General features: G+C 55.8%; 11 protein-coding genes and 1 pseudogene. 6 read left to right on the top strand and 6 right to left on the bottom strand.

Annotation, left to right across the window (positions count from 1 at the left end):
* Positions 1–184: 184 nt before the first annotated feature.
* Positions 185–1,555, bottom strand: a complete 1,371-nt coding sequence (locus ACI9KD_RS14525; RefSeq protein WP_414981892.1) for an aminotransferase — start codon at positions 1,553–1,555, stop codon at positions 185–187.
* A 221-nt stretch (positions 1,556–1,776) separates the two neighbouring features.
* On the opposite strand from ACI9KD_RS14525, the gene ACI9KD_RS14520 reads away from it, so the two are divergent.
* Complete coding sequence (locus tag ACI9KD_RS14520) at positions 1,777–3,123, top strand: glutamine synthetase family protein (protein WP_414981891.1); 1,347 nt, start codon at positions 1,777–1,779, stop codon at positions 3,121–3,123.
* Positions 3,124–3,197: 74 nt separating this feature from the next.
* On the opposite strand, the gene ACI9KD_RS14515 is transcribed toward ACI9KD_RS14520, so the two are convergent.
* A complete protein-coding gene (locus tag ACI9KD_RS14515; protein WP_414981890.1) occupies positions 3,198–4,067 on the bottom strand; it encodes a response regulator transcription factor in 870 nt (289 codons plus the stop codon).
* A 161-nt stretch (positions 4,068–4,228) separates the two neighbouring features.
* On the opposite strand from ACI9KD_RS14515, the gene ACI9KD_RS14510 reads away from it, so the two are divergent.
* Genes ACI9KD_RS14510 through ACI9KD_RS14500 form a run of 3 tightly spaced genes read left to right on the top strand, consistent with a single transcriptional unit; the run spans position 4,229 to position 7,824 of the window.
* Positions 4,229–5,416, top strand: coding sequence for an acyl-CoA dehydrogenase (locus tag ACI9KD_RS14510; protein ID WP_414981894.1), 1,188 nt, complete (start codon positions 4,229–4,231; stop codon positions 5,414–5,416).
* Positions 5,416–6,597 (top strand): CaiB/BaiF CoA transferase family protein, encoded by a 1,182-nt coding sequence (locus ACI9KD_RS14505; RefSeq protein WP_414981889.1) that lies wholly within the window; start codon positions 5,416–5,418, stop codon positions 6,595–6,597. The genes ACI9KD_RS14510 and ACI9KD_RS14505 overlap by 1 nt, the downstream gene beginning before the upstream one ends.
* 48 nt (positions 6,598–6,645) lie before the next feature.
* Positions 6,646–7,824: an alpha/beta hydrolase family protein gene (locus ACI9KD_RS14500; protein ID WP_414981888.1), complete on the top strand. Its 1,179-nt coding sequence runs from the start codon at positions 6,646–6,648 to the stop codon at positions 7,822–7,824.
* Here ACI9KD_RS14500 and ACI9KD_RS14495 read toward each other — a convergent pair.
* The 4 genes from ACI9KD_RS14495 to ACI9KD_RS14480 form a co-directional block, all read right to left on the bottom strand.
* Positions 7,821–8,645 (bottom strand): M48 family metallopeptidase, encoded by an 825-nt coding sequence (locus tag ACI9KD_RS14495; protein WP_414981893.1) that lies wholly within the window; start codon positions 8,643–8,645, stop codon positions 7,821–7,823. The genes ACI9KD_RS14500 and ACI9KD_RS14495 overlap by 4 nt on opposite strands.
* 116 nt (positions 8,646–8,761) lie before the next feature.
* A complete protein-coding gene (locus tag ACI9KD_RS14490) occupies positions 8,762–10,393 on the bottom strand; it encodes an alkaline phosphatase (protein ID WP_414981887.1) in 1,632 nt (543 codons plus the stop codon).
* Between the two features lie 47 nt (positions 10,394–10,440).
* Positions 10,441–11,445, bottom strand: coding sequence for an NAD(P)H-dependent glycerol-3-phosphate dehydrogenase (locus ACI9KD_RS14485; RefSeq protein ID WP_414981886.1), 1,005 nt, complete (start codon positions 11,443–11,445; stop codon positions 10,441–10,443).
* A 43-nt stretch (positions 11,446–11,488) separates the two neighbouring features.
* The gene (locus ACI9KD_RS14480) at positions 11,489–13,201 is read right to left on the bottom strand and encodes an HAD-IB family hydrolase (protein WP_414981885.1); all 1,713 of its coding nucleotides are present in this window, start codon (positions 13,199–13,201) and stop codon (positions 11,489–11,491) included.
* A 190-nt stretch (positions 13,202–13,391) separates the two neighbouring features.
* On the opposite strand from ACI9KD_RS14480, the gene ACI9KD_RS14475 reads away from it, so the two are divergent.
* Complete coding sequence (locus tag ACI9KD_RS14475; RefSeq protein ID WP_414981884.1) at positions 13,392–15,047, top strand: hypothetical protein; 1,656 nt, start codon at positions 13,392–13,394, stop codon at positions 15,045–15,047.
* Positions 15,044–15,314: pseudogene (locus ACI9KD_RS14470) on the top strand (hypothetical protein); the annotation flags it as partial. The gene ACI9KD_RS14475 and the pseudogene ACI9KD_RS14470, both read left to right, overlap by 4 nt.

The following is a 15,314-nucleotide window of genomic DNA, read 5'->3' as shown; positions in this document are numbered from 1 at the left end:
AAGGAAAGGCCACTGATGTGCGTTGAGTCGCGAAGAGTGGTGACGACACTCTCGCCAGAAAGAAAAGTCCACTGGCTCTTGAGTCATCACCACTCTTCACCATTCACTCGTAAGCGAGCGGACTGCCTTCGTCTAGGGCGCCGGCTGGCCGGGCCACTGAATCACCGGAACGCGATACAGCCGATCAGCCGACTTTGTAGTGTTCTGCAGTAGCGTTAAGCGCTGCTGTGAGCCTCTCCATGAGGTAGTCGATATGTGCATGCTCGCAAATCAGCGGTGGCGCCATGATCATGGCATTGCCGGTTTGGCGAACCATGAGGCCGAGGTTGTTTGCGGTTTCACGGCAGAAGACCGCGCCGGCGGAGCCCTCTGTGAGGCGCTCACGACTCTCTTTGTTGCGAACCAGCTCGATCGCTGCAAAGCATCCTCGCCCACGAACCTGGCCGACGATGGGGTGATCCTTCAGTGTTGCCAACTGGTCCTGGAAATACGGCGCTAGATGTTCGGCCGCGTTCTCGACAATATTCTGTTCCTTGAGTATGGCCAGAGTGGCCAGACCCGCTGCGCAGGATGCGGGGTGTCCCGAATACGTCAGACCATGGGCGAACTCGCCGCCACTGGCCATGAGTACGTCTGTCATTTTGTTTGACACCAGCACGCCACCCAGAGGCATATAACCGTTGGTCACGGCCTTCGCAAAGGTAATCAAGTCTGGCTGCATGCCATACGTTTGGCTGCCCCACCACTCACCGGTGCGACCAAAACCACAGATCACTTCGTCGGCAATGAGCAGGATATCGCGCTCGTTGCAGATTCGCTGGAGTTCTGGCCAGTATGTGTCCGGTGGGATGATTACGCCGCCGGCGCCCTGTACGGGCTCAGCGATAAACGCAGCGACACGGTGTTCTCCAAGTTCATCAATCTTGGCTTCCAGTTCCCGAGCAACGCGCAGGCCAAAGCTGTCTTCGTCTTCGCCTGGTTCGGCGACCTCAAACCAGTGGGGTTGGTTGATGTGATGGATGTAATTGAGGCCGATGGCTTGCTCATGCATCGCCTGCATGCCGCCCAGAGAGGCGGCCGCAACCGTACTTCCGTGATACGCATTCTTACGGCTGATGATCAGCTTTTTCTCGGGCTTTTCCAACAGATCGTAGTAGCGGTGTACCAGGCGGATATTGGTGTCGTTTGCTTCGGATCCGGAGTTCGTAAAGAACACATGATCGAATCCATCAGGCGCCACACTGGTCAGTTTCGCCGCAAGCTCAACTGCAGGCTGGTTCGAGCAGTTAAAGAAATTGTTGTAGTAGGGGAGTTGCTGCATTTGATCAAATACAGCTTGCTTGATGCGATCCTGGCTGTATCCCAGGTTGCAGCACCAAAGACCTGACATACCGTCGAGCATCCCGTTGCCATCGCTATCGTAAATGAATACGCCCTCTGCGCGACTAAAAATACGTCCATCGCCGTGCGCGTAGTCGTGAAAGTCAGTGAAGGGGTGGAGGTGATGAGCTCGGTCAAGAGCTTTCAAGCTGGCAGTGTCTACGGTGCTATTCATATTAAGTGTCCCGGTCATTGTCGCAGCTATGGTCGCAGCCACTGTCTCAGCTAATGTGGTAGCGGAGGTCGTTGCCAGTGTGACGGTGCTTGCGCCACGCGATGCTATAGTTTGCGAGCTTCTAAAATACAAAGTGTGTCACAGCAACAGGTTCCTGCCATTAACCCAAAGGTGTTGCCCAATGTCATTGTCTTTTGCCTCAGTCCCCGGTGAAACACCCCATGAGTAAGTCACAGCTGCTCGAAACCTTTCTTGCGAGTCACCCGGATATTGATTTGTTCGAAGTGGTGCTTACCGACCTTGCCGGCGGGCTACGTGGTAAATGGGTAACGCGAGACAAGATCGCGAGCGTGTTCAGCGGACAATTGAAATTGCCCATGAGCTCTGTGGTGTTTGATAGTTGGGGCAGAGACGTCGAGGAGTGGGTGTTTCTCAGCGGCGATGGGGACGGCTGCTGTGTTCCCGAGCCCCAGTCGCTCGTCGTCATGCCCTGGGGAAAACGCCCCATGGCACAGTTGCTTGTCAGCCTCGATCACGAGGACGGAACGACTAATCTTCTGGATCCGAGGCGAATTCTCGGTGCTGTGGAGGCACGGTTTCGAGAGCGAGACTTGCAGCCTGTGGTTGCCAGCGAGATGGAGTTTTTTCTTCTCGATCCACAGCGAGATGCCCAGGGTCGACCGCAGCATACTCAGCGCGACAGCGTGGGAGGCGCTTTAGCAAGAGGCCAAACCTACGGTCTTGAGGCGATGGCGGAGGTCGATGAGTTTATGCACGCCGTGCAAGACTGCTGCAAGCTTCAGGACCTCCCGGTGGACACCCTGATTAAGGAAAGCGCGCCGTCGCAGTATGAGATCAATCTCTTGCACCACCCCGACGCTTTGCTCGCTGCAGACCAGGCGATGCTTCTTAAGCGTGCAATCCGCGGTATCGCCAGAAGTTTTGAGCAAGTCGCCACATTTATGGCGAAACCCTTTGGTGATCTAGCCGGTAATGGCATGCATCTGCACTGCAGCTTGCAAGATGCCGGTGGGAACAACTTGTTTAATGACGGTAGCCCGACAGGGAGCAAGCTGCTGCGCCATGCCATTGCCGGATGTATGCATACCTTGCCCGACGTCATGCTGTTGCTGGCGCCGACCATGAATTCTTATCGTCGTTTTCAAAAGGGCATGCATGCCCCTTTGGCCCCGTGCTGGGGTTACGAGAATCGCACGGTGGCGTTGCGTGTACCGGCGGGGCCGTTGCAGGCTATGCGTCTTGAGCATCGAGTAGCCGGGGCTGATGCCCAGCCGCATCTGGCCATCGCGGCGCTTCTTGCTGGCATGTTGTACGGCATAGAAAATGAGCTGGAGCCGCCTCCTCCGATGGAAGGCAATGCTTGGGAGCAGCTGGAGCCGAGCTTGCCGCAGCACTGGAACACGGCGCTTGATGTTTTTCGGCAGTCGCGCTTTGTGTCCGACTATCTGGGCTCATCGTTTCAGGAGGTTTACAGTCTCCTGAAGCAACAAGAGATTGATGAGTTCGGGCGTCATGTCACGCCCTTGGAATACGACACGAGTTTGTGAGTAGGGCAATGTATTAATTGTTTTGGCGTTGCTTCCAGTGCTCCGCTGAGCGTGCTGTGCCTGGCGAACGGCCCCTAACTATGGCGTTCAGGTTTTGCCAGGTAGCTCACGAGCGTATCGCCACCGCGATAGTCATTAGCGCTCATTAGTGAATCCAAAAAGAGATAAAAAAGCTCGGCCTGAGAGCTCACTTCCAGCTTCGCGTAGGCATGTTTTCGATGCAGCTTTACCGTTTCTACCGATATACCGAGGCGGTGAGCCACAGACTTGGTGCTGTGACCATGTAAGACGAGATTGATGACCTGCGTCTCGCGTTCGGTGAGCAAGCTGGAGCCAAAGTCGTCCAAGGCTAGATGCAGGTGCTTGCGTATGCCTACTCCGGATCCACTCTCGGACGTCCAGTGCTGCCGGCAGAGCTCTTCTACCGCGGACCGTAGGCTGCGCAGGATGCGTAATTGAGCCTGGCTAAAACGTCGTTGCTGTATACGCCCTAACGCCACATTTACAAACGCATCTTTGCCGATTTCGATTAAAAATCCGCACTCATCTGAAAAGCCGCAGTTGCGATACCAGCTATGGTAATACTCGCTGTCACGAAAGCGTTCGGGGGCGAGTTCCTTAAGGGGGAAGACCCCAAAACGACGATTTTCAGCTGCAGCCTGGTAAAAAGGATCAAGAAGAAATGCCCCGGCGAGAAAACGCTCCATGTTGCTTTCGCTTCGGGACTCGGGTGATTCGCGATACACCAGCTTAGGGAGGTCACCGCGGGCATAGTAGAGCACCGAGGCGTCATCGATGGGCACCAGAGCACGCAGCCCCATAATCAATTCTCCGGCAAAGCTGTCGCTGTGCAGCGCCGGCAAGCACCGGGCGACGAGGTTCGATAGTGCCGCGAGTTTCTTGTCCAGCAGAGAGTCGAGCTTGGGATCAGGATTTGAAGCCAAGTTGCGGCTAGCCTATGAGTCGGAAAGTGGTGGGCCCATCATAGCCCCGGCCAGCTCCCTGAGGAATATCTGATTGTTCGCGTACCACTCTCGCGGTATGGCGATTGAAGGCGATGTCGCGCATCATTACGACCCTTAACAATGCACCGGAGAAGCACATCATGGCGGTACAGAAGATACGCTGGGAAAAGCTCGACTGGAAAGATCCATTCTTGTTGGATTCACAGCTCACTGATGAGCAACGCATGGTGCGTGACACTGCTGCGCAATATGCGCAGGCAAAGCTGCAGCCCCGCGTCAAAGATGCTTTTCGCCAAGAGGACACTGACCTTGCGATTTTTCGTGAGATGGGTGAGCTGGGACTGCTGGGTTCGACCATCGACGGCTACGGGTGTCCGGGGGTGGACTACACCAGCTATGGTTTGGTCGCACGGGAAATCGAACGCATAGATTCGGGTTATCGTTCCATGTTGAGCGTCCAGTCATCGTTGGTGATGTATCCCATCTACGCCTATGGCAGTGAGTCGCAGCGAGAAAAATACTTACCCAAGTTAGCCACGGGCGAGTGGATCGGCTGCTTTGGCCTCACTGAGCCTGATTACGGTTCTGACCCGGGCGGCATGGTCACGCGGGCACGCAGTGTCGACGGCGGCTATCGTATTAGCGGCGCCAAAATGTGGATCAGTAACAGCCCCGTGGCTGACGTGTTTGTCGTTTGGGCAAAGACCGATGATGGCGTTATCCGGGGCTTTGTGCTGGAAAAAGGCATGGAGGGTCTCAGTGCACCCAAAATCGAGGGCAAGCTTGCCCTGCGGGCGTCCATTACCGGCGAAATAGTGATGGACGAGGTCTTTGTGGGAGAGGAGCAGTTACTCCCCAACGTTCAAGGACTCAAAGGTCCCTTTGGGTGTCTGAACAATGCCCGCTACGGCATCTCCTGGGGAGCGCTGGGTGCGGCCGAAGCTTGTTGGCATGCGGCCTTGGATTACACGCTTGGGCGTAAGCAGTTTGATCGACCCTTGGCTGCCAATCAGTTGGTGCAACTTAAACTTGCCGACATGCAAACTGAAATTGCCCTCGGTCTTCAGGGTTGTGCGCGGGCTGGGCAGTTGATGGATGCAGGGGCGATTGCCCCGGATCTAATTTCACTGATCAAACGCAACTCCTGCGGGAAGGCCCTGCACGTCGCCCGCCAGGCTAGAGATATGTTGGGGGCGAATGGGATTTCGGACGAGTATCCGGTGATGCGTCATATGCTGAATCTTGAGGTGGTTAATACCTACGAGGGGACGCATGACATTCATGCGCTGATTCTGGGACGTTCGCAAACGGATATCCCCGCTTTTTGATGTCCGCCCTGGACGGTCTTCGCGTTCTGGATCTATCTCGAGTGCTTGCGGGTCCTTGGGCCAGCCAGACGCTTGCAGACCTGGGCGCGAACGTCATAAAGATTGAGCGTCCTGTTAGCGGTGATGACACGCGGGGCTGGGGGCCGCCCTGGCTGTCAGACGACGCGGGTCAGGGCGGCACGGAGTCAGCGTACTTTCTTTGCACTAATCGCGGTAAGCGGTCGATTTGTATCGACATTCAGTCCGCCGACGGTCAGAAACAATTGCAAGACCTTGCGGCGAACGCAGATGTAGTCATTGAGAATTTTAAAGTGGGCGCCGCCGCGCGTTACGGTCTCGACTACCCAAGCTTAAGTCGCGATAACCCCAAGCTTATTTACTGTTCGATTACAGGTTTTGGTCAGACGGGGCCTCTTGCGGCACGTCCTGGTTATGACTTTCTCGTACAGGCCATGGGTGGTCTCATGAGTGTGACCGGCGAGGCCGATGGACGACCGGGTGCGGGTCCGCAAAAAGTGGGTGTTGCGCTTACCGATATTATGACTGGGCTTTACGCAAATATCGGTATTCTTGCTGCGCTTGCGGAGCGAGAACGCTCAGGAGTGGGGCAACAAGTGGATCTTGCCTTGCTCGACGTGACGGCCGCCACATTGGCGAATCAGGCCAGTAACTTTCTGGTTGGAGAAGTCACTCCCACGCGCCTGGGTAATGCGCACCCCAATATTGTTCCTTATCAGAGCTTTGCCGCACGGGATCGAGAGTTCATTTTGGCTGTGGGCAATGATTCCCAGTTTGCGAAACTCGCCACGCTTCTCGAGCGACCCGAGCTGAGCGAGGATTCGTGTTTTACTAAGAATGCCGGAAGAGTGGCGCATCGAGAAACACTGGTTCCCTTGTTGGCAGACTGCTTTGCGTCGCGCGATGCAGCGCAATGGCTGGCCCTGCTTGAGGCTGCAGGTGTTCCTGCAGGGCCGATCAACAGTATTGCGGAGGCGTTGAGCGAGCCACAGCTTGTAGCGCGGGGAATGATTGTGAATCTGCCGCATCCCGACAACGCGGATCTTAAGGTGGTGGGAAACCCCATAAAACTGTCTCGTACACCGGTTGCCTATGGGCGCCCGCCACCGCGCCTTGGAGAACATGACGGAGATCTCATTGGCGACCCTTGGGGCGATGCCTGAGGCCGTTTCTATGTTAAAAGTTCGTGATCAACTTTTGAGGTGTGATCGGTGAAATTGCTGCTAAAAATTCTTGCCACTTTCGCCGTTTTGCTTGCGCTTCTGGCAGCCTACGTGACCTTCTCGCACCAGCCGAAAGAGTTCCCAGCCGGGAGCGAGAGCGAAGCACGTCTCGCCCCGGGGCTTTGGTCAGTCGCCACTTTTGATGAGGTTTTTGTCGATCGCGACCGACCCACGCAGGCCAACGGTGATTATCCCGGAGACGATCAACGCGCTCTCGACGGCGATGTCTGGTACCCCTTTGAGGCCGAAGCAGGCCCGCGACCATTGCTGGTATTCAGTCATGGTTTTACCTCTGGGCGTCGCAATGGGGCCTACCTCGCTGAGCATCTTGCGAGCCATGGTTTTGTGGTGGTCGCGGTGGATTACCCATTGACCAGTATGGGCGCCCCTGGCGGAGCCTTGGTCGAGGACGTGATTAATCAGCCGGGTGATGTGAGTTTCCTTATCGATACGCTGCTTGGATACAGCGCTGTGTCTGGGCATGCGCTATCGGGGAAGATCGATCCTGAGCGAATCGGTGTTCTAGGCATCTCACTGGGCGGTTTGACGTCTACGCTTGCGGGCTTTCATCCCGAGTGGCGTGATTCCCGGATTGCTGCGGTGTTGTCTATCGCAGGCCCTAGCAATTTCTTTAGCAGCAAGTTCTTTGCGACCCCGGATGTTCCCTTCATGATGCTCGCCGGAGACCTGGACGTATTGGTGCCCTATGCGAGTAACGCGGCGACCATACCCGGCAAAAAGCCCGGGGCTGAATTAGTTACTATCAGCGGTGGATCACACACCGGATTTTCTGGCGGCACGGCCTTGCTGCGAGCGATGGACAATACAGATGCGATCGGCTGTTGGTCAGTGGGTCGCTATATTGACCCCAACGAGCAGAGCCAATGGGAAGGGCTGTTTGGTCCTGTGGACTTCGGCATTGATTACAGCGCGCCGAACGAGCTGTGCATGATTGATCCCTTGCCAAAAACCATGAATGTCTTACGTCAGCAGATGATTGCCCGTGTGGTGATTACCGCGTTCTTCGAAGCACATCTATCCGATGAGGCGTCACTACGGGAGTCAGCTGCCAGGTTTTTGAGTGCTACGGGCGTCGCAGAAATCCCCGAGTTCAGCTATGCCCGAAGTGCGACGAGTGCACCCCGGGGTATACCCGCCGGCAGCTAGCGGACAATGGTGATAGGGGTCACCTTGGCCATGCGGGCTTGAGGGTTGAGCGCGCGCATTTCTGGCACCAGGGCATTTAACGCCGCCTGACGGTTTTCTGGGGCAGGATGGGTACTCATGAATGCCGCAGGACGACTCTCCGACAGACCGCCCATTTTTTGCCACAAGGTAACGGCAGCCTCAGGGTCATAGCCGGCTCGGGTGGCCAGCTCGATGCCAATTTGATCAGCTTCGGATTCCGCCACGCGACTGTTTGGCAGTTCCAGTGCCAACTTGGCGGCAAGAGAAGCACCGGCCAGTGTGGCGACATGATTGTCAGATGCGATACCGGCGGCCAGAACGCCGACGTTAATGGCCATGGCTCGCGACATGCGTTCTGCCGTGTGGTTGGCGAGGGCATGAGATATCTCATGTCCCATGATCTGCGCAAACTCATCGTCCGTGAGTTTCAGCTGTTCAAATAGTCCGGTGTAGGCAGCCATGCGGCCTCCGGCCATACACCAGGCGTTGACTGTTTCATCATCATCGATAATCGCGACGCTCCACTCCCAGTCGGCAGAGTTGGGATAGAGCGCGATCGCTTCGGTGACAATTCGTCCGGTGATTGTGGCGACGCGATCAGCCATGCGCGGGTCATCCACCAGCTTGTTCTCTTGATCCAGTTGACCAACCGTACTCAGGTAAGCCTGCTTGGATTCCACGATTGCGGACTCGGGGGAGATGAGCATGAACTGACTGCGCCCGGTGGGGCTGGTAGTGCAGGCTGCTATCACGCTCACTGCGGTGGCAGCCAAAAGCGCAGCGCGTAGATGGCTGACCATTTGATAATGTTGTTTCAAACGCATGGGTCTGTCTCCCGCGTAATCAGAAAAGAACTGTTACTTGCTTTGATCGCGCCGGTGCCAAAAAATTCCGCCCGGAGTGCGTACGGGCGCTACTAACGCTGGTCGCTAAGCTCTTTGATACGCGCTGCCGCGTCGGCCTCCCAGGAGGTCGCTTGAAGCATGACGTGGAATAGCTGATTTTGCTCGATAGCGCCCATGGCACCTTCCGCGCCCGGCCCGTTTGCGTAGACCGCGACATCCTCACCGCCGTGGGTTTCGGCGCTGAGCGGCACTAGCGCTTCCTGATGATAGCCGGGCCGGGTGGTATCTACATCACTGATATCCTTGCGACCTGTCGTTGGCGCCTCTGCATAGGTGCTGTCGGCATTCAATTGATCGCCATGGTCGCGAAAGCCGCGGCCATTCATGTATCCAAGTGTGGTGTAGGGGAGGCCGTCCTCGTCGAGCGTAGGCTCATCACTCCAGGGTGAGATCACTTTGCCAAGTATGGGGTTACCGCGTCGGGGATACCCGGCCATGGTGAATACATGACTGTGGTCGGCCGTGACCATGACCAGCGTGTCGTCAGAATCGATGTTTTGCATAACCGCCGCGACGGCCTCGGATAGCTCGATAGTGTCGTTAAGGGCATTTGCGGCATTTCCCGCGTGGTGCGCGTGATCAATACGCCCGGCCTCAACAACAAGCAGGAAGCCCTCATCGTTGCCTTGCAGCAAGGTCAGAGCTTTGAGCGTCATGGCGGTAAGCGTTGGTTGCTCTGATCCTGGTTCTGCGCGCTCGGACGCGTAAGCCATGTGCGACCCATTGAACAGCCCCAATAAAGGCATTTGGCTTACGGCGTTTAGTCCCGTTTTATCGCTGACGTAGCTGCCCTCAGGGTTTGCAGACTCCCACTCATTGATGAGATTACGTTGGTCTTTACGATGACCACCTTCGACGCTGCTTGGCAGAAAGTGCCGCCGCCCACCACCCAATGCGACATCTACACCGTTGCTGGCACCGCTACCAAACTGTGAGTTCAGGCGTTCTTCGGCGGCTAAAAATTGTGTCGCGATATCGGTGCAGCCTTGGGCTTTTGCTTCGTCGGACATTTCACCGTCATCTTCCCAATCGCGACTAACAGTTTTTGCGTAGGTAGCAGCAGGCGTTGCATGGGTGAGTCTTGCGGTACTCACAACACCCGTAGACTTGCCGGCCAACTCAGCGATATCTAAAAGAGATAGTAGTTCACTGCCCTGACCACTCTGGCAGTCTTCCTGTGTGATTCGTTCATCAACACCAAACACGCCAATTTTGGTTTTTACGCCCGTCATGATGGCGCTCATAGTGCCTGCAGAGTCCGGGGTCTGAGCGTCCACGTTGTAGGTTTTTACCAAACCGGTCACTGGAAACTCTTCAAAGCTCAGACGATTTTCTTCGCCGGGATTACCTTCGCGTTGTCCCGCGAGAATGCGTGCCGCGGTGATTGTGGAGATGCCCATGCCGTCGCCTAGGAAAAGCACAACATTTTTAGCTTTGCCGCTGGTCTTCGCTCTGCTTACTCTAGCCTGCGCGTCTGTATACCAGGTGCTGTTACGTTGATAGTCAGGAATGGGCGATGCAGCCACGTGTATGGAACTCTTGGCGAGTTGTACATCATCCACCGAGCCGGATTCGACTACAGTGATACTCATACAGCCCGAGACGAAGAGGGCCAGGACAGCGGGATAGGTGACGCGCATCATGCGTAAAATCTCTCAATAGCTGGAAACTTGATGTCGGCTAAAAGCACTTAGCCGGGTTCGGACTCTGCACCGGCGGCGGTTCGCAGAAGACCGCGATAGGCGCCTCGGGCATTAGTCTCTCCACTCACCACGCGGTAAACATCCCGAGCGATGGGCATATCAATGCCATATTGTTCAGCGAGGGCCATAACCGCAGGTGCACTTTTGGCACCTTCGGCGACCATAAACATCTCACTGGCGATCTGTTCCATGGTTTTGCCCCTACCCAGCTCAATACCCACATGTCGGTTACGACTCTGGGGGCTGGTGCAGGTCGCAATCATATCGCCCATGCCGGCAAGGCCAGAAAAGGTTTCGGCGCAACCGCCCATGGCAACGCCAAGGCGGGTGACTTCTGCAAGGCCTCGTGTGATCAGTGCTGCACGGGTGTTGTCACCAGCACCCTGACCATCACCCATACCTACGGCAATGGCGATGATATTTTTGAGCACGCCACCTAATTCACAGCCCACGACATCGGTGTTGGTGTACACACGAAACAAGCCACTCTTGAATACCTTTTGCAGTGAGCGAACGATAATGTCGTCGTCCATGGCGATTACGCTGGCTGCAGCTTGCCCAGCCATAATCTCTCGGGCAAGGTTGGGGCCCGTCAGTACGCCCACGGGATGCCCCGGGAGTATCTCGGCGATGATCTCCGTCATACGCATGCGAGTGTCCAGCTCCAAGCCCTTGGTAAGGCTGATCACCGGCACCCAGGCGCGTAAATGCTTTTTGACTTCCAGAAGTACGCTGCGGAAATTTTGTGAGGGTATGCCCATCACTACAACGTCGGCATTGGCCACTGCTTCACCAATATCGTTGGTGGCGCGGAGGCTTTCTGGCAGTGGTGCATCGGGTAAGTAGGTTTGATTGCGATGTTTAGTGTTGATTTCATTAACGGTAGCGGGATTGCGCGCCCAAATTGTGACTGGCGCGTTGCGGGTCGTCAGCGCTGCCACAGTGGTACCCCAGGACCCACCTCCCAGTACGGCGATTTTCAGATCGCTCATTTTATTCTCCTTATTGTGACGAAATGACTTCCCGGCTTAGCGACTAGCTTCTCGCTGACTTGGGACGCGATTTGGGGCGTGCCTTGGCTTGTAGCTTTATGGCGGTCTTAGGCCGAGCTTTTGCGACCGTCTCGCTCTTGGCTTTGGCGGGCGATTTTGCGCTTGGCTGCTTTTTTGTCGCGGCTTTCTTTGCGACGGGCGTCTTTGTTTTAGCAGGCGCTTTGCTTTTTGCTCTTGGCTTGGTTGTGGCTTTGGTTGCTGGCTTCTTTTTAGCTTTCGCCGCAGTAGCCTTGGTTTTAGATTTTTCAGCTGCCGGTGCTTTTTCTTCCGTCTGGCCGAGGCACTTCAGAAACATGTTCCGAACGTCGCGGACGTGATCATCAATGGTTTCTGTCGTCCAATCGCTGGTATCCACTGGCGGCAGAACATCAACTTCTACCGTTGCTGGACGGAATATGAAGTCGCCCTTTGGAGCGACGTCCCCAGCATTGCGGATCACGACGGGCACCATAGGTACGCCGGCTTGTATAGCAAGATGGAATGCGCCCTTTTTAAAGGGACCAAGATTGGGCGACACAGTGCGTGTTCCCTCGGGGGCGAGGGCGACGGACTTGCCTTCATTGCGCATGGCATCGACCAAGGGCTTCATCGCCTCAATGGCTGAGGCGGCATTTTTGCGGTCAATCATTACGACGCCACCCATCTCCAGCACTTTGCCGATGATAGGCATTTTTTTGATTTCCTGCTTTCCAACCCCTGCCATATCGCGTCGTAGAAGCTTGGCGCCGATGACCACATCAGCTTTGCTCTGATGGTTGAAGACGAATACGGCAGGGCGCTTTTTCCAGAGGTTCTCTTCACCATTAACCCGCAGATCCAGATTAATCAGCGCGCTGGCGGTCTCTGCAAACAAATTGATGGAAAAGTTGGTGGCTTCGCGGCGAGATCCTGTGAGGGCGTATATCGGAAGGCCCGCAGCAAATGTGGGAACCAGGCTCACGGTCGCTGCGACGGACCGTACAAATTGTCCTAGGGTGGGGCGACCGCGACTGCCGAAGCTTGCGGTGGGCCAGCTCTTGTCTCTGGCTACTGCACGGAGCTTATCGCTGGGATTGAGGGCTACCGGATTGCCCACGCGTTCAAGCAGTAACTGGTCATCAGTGCTGTCGGAGTAGAAAAACCCCTCATCTAAATCGGCACCGACGCTATCGGCAAGCACTTCGGCTGCGTCGACTTTGCCCTGCCCAAAGCATGTGGGCTTCACGACACTACCGGTAAAAACGCCGTCTGTTACTTCGAGCTGGGTGCAGAGTACGTTCTCGATCCCAAGGTCTCGTGCTGCAGGCTCGACCTGATAGGGCGTGGCAGAAGAAATAATGCCAACCGTGTGTCCCTTGTCCAAGTGTGCATTGATGAGCGCGCGGGACTCGGGATAAATCAGCCGGGCGATTTGCTTGGTAAAGAGGTCCTCACCCAGATCCACGTAGGCCTGTTCGTCGATCCCTCGCATAAACTGCGCTGTTACCGCCATCATTCCGGAGAAACCAAGATTACCGAGGCCGAAATTGGTCATGGCGCTGGCCAGATCAAGAAAGTCGCGAACGGAGAGGTCACCCCGGCGCAGCTGTTCACGAATGAAGGCGATCGCTGAGTAGCCAGAAATAATCGTGCCATCAAAATCAAAAATGGCGCATATCTCGGGTCCATCTGGACTGGCATTGATTGCGTCGAGTAAAGGATTCACGTTACTGCTCATCAGCTAAAGATCCTGTGCTGTGATTAATCGCGGAATCTTCAAGTTTAGCATGTGAATATGTGTGTAACAGAGTCGGTTTTGGGGCTCTGTTAGACTCCCGTCACGCTAGATTTATCACGAGCCGAGCTTGCCCGTACCTGCCCACGCCATATCTCGAACCAGATCATACGGCCTGCTACTGGCGATTCTGGTGCTGGCATTTTTCACGCGAATGTTTGCGGCGCTGGATTACGGGCAGGATTGGTATGCATCGGATAGTTTTACGCTCATCAACTTTGATGAAGCCGGCTCCTGCCGTGCCGCTCTAAAAGGTTTTGATTACTCTCCCTGGGTAGGTTGGCAAACCTTGGCCCTGGCGGATGCCGCGGGGCATTCTGTGCCGACGGGGATTAGCGGCGACGCTCGAGCTGCAAAGGCGTTTTGTCACAGTCAAGCGCACATCGTAATAGCAAGGCTTTACTCGGCAACGACGGGGGCGTTGACCGTCGCGGCTCTTTGGCTACTTGCGGCGTTGTTGTTTCCAGACAAACCCAGCTTGGCGCCTATCGCCAGTACCTTGCTTGCGCTGTCGGGCTGGCATATTAGTGAATCCTTGATGGGCACGGTCGATTCAGCATCTACCTTCTTTAACTATCTATTTATGGGTGTCCTGGTGTGGAGTGCCCGAGACGGTGGTTGGCGTTGGGTGTTGGCGGCGCTGTTGCTGGTCCCTGCAATCTGGACAAAGTACTGGGTGTTCGCCCTCGCGTCGGTGTTGGTGGTATTGCCGTCGACTTTTTGCCACTCATTGTTTGGGGGGATTAGTCGCCGACGCGCTGCTCTACTTTTGTTCGCCTACGCTGCTCTATTTGGATTGGTGAGTAACTCTGAGCTTTCGCTACCAGCAACAATGGTGTTGCCATTTTCGTTCTACCTGTTGATTCCGTGGTCTAGGCTGAGCAGCAGCGGCAAAATATTTATGCTGTTGATGCCCTGGTTGGCGCCGCTCTTGATGCAAGTTGAGCTATTTGTAGCCTTCACCTCCGGGGGGCTGGAGGGCCGCTTTGGTGCGGGCTATGGCGCTATTGCCTGGCATAAGTGGTTGCGCAACCCTTTGAACATTCCGGTCGTCTTGGTCATGGGATTGGGGCTTCCGGCGTTTGTACTAGCCCTGGAGGGAGTGCGGCGTTTATGGACAAAGTCCTGCTTTGATCGCGCCTGGCTCGCACTTCTGCCTATTCTGACGTTTGCCTTGTATATGTTCTTCTTGGCACCGGTGACGTATTACCGCCATTATTTACCGCTGCTGCCAGCTGCCTGTCTGCTGGCAGCGCTGGGTGCGAGCTATGTGCGAATGCCCCTGCGTCATGCCGTGGTTGCTGTGATGTTGTGTTGGCAGGGCGTCCTCGCTGTGGATCTGGTGACGGATTATCACTTCGACCCACGACGTCAGTTGCCCCAGTGGTATGTCGAACATCAGCCGTCCATAGTGTTGGCCAGCTATTACGTAAGTCCGCCTAGCGGGTCCGGCGCGCGTCATAGTCTATTCCGACCTGGCTACGCGGTGGCAAACAGCCCACGCCTGCAGCAAGCCGATGCGGTTATTCTGAGTGAGAATTGGTACGACACGGCATTTGCAAATGAACTGAACGGGCCGCTGGTGAATGATCCGGCTCTCCTCATTAAGACGACTCCCGAAGCGGCGCATTTTTATCGTCAGGTGGTAGTTGACGCACATCCGACGCTCGTCAAACGCGCGCATTACCGTGCGCCAACCTTTATGCCGGAGTTACGCCTGCACTATGCCGCCTATGGCAGTTTTACGCAGTTTGTCGGCGACATTATAATTTTTGAGGTCAACCGGTGACGGATTCCCCGGCGGCTGCGGCGGAACGTCTGGTGGCGCTGCAGAAAACGCTCTACGCCTCGCGCAATCCCACCCGGCGCTATCTGCACTGTGGGCGCCGCGACTGGGTGCAGGGACAGATTGTGCACTTGGCTAGACAGCGGGCTGTTGCTACCGCGTTGGAGGTGGGTCCCGGATCCGGGGTGTATCTGCAGAGTCTTGCAGGGACCGCCGAGCGGGTGATCGCTTTTGACATTGAGCCGAGCCATCTGGAAGCAACAAAAACCT

Source organism: Congregibacter sp. (genome assembly GCF_047617445.1).
Classification (GTDB): Bacteria; Pseudomonadota; Gammaproteobacteria; order Pseudomonadales; family Halieaceae; genus Congregibacter.
Note: the sequence above shows the minus strand (reverse complement) of the source record. Positions and strands in the feature narration are given on the sequence as shown.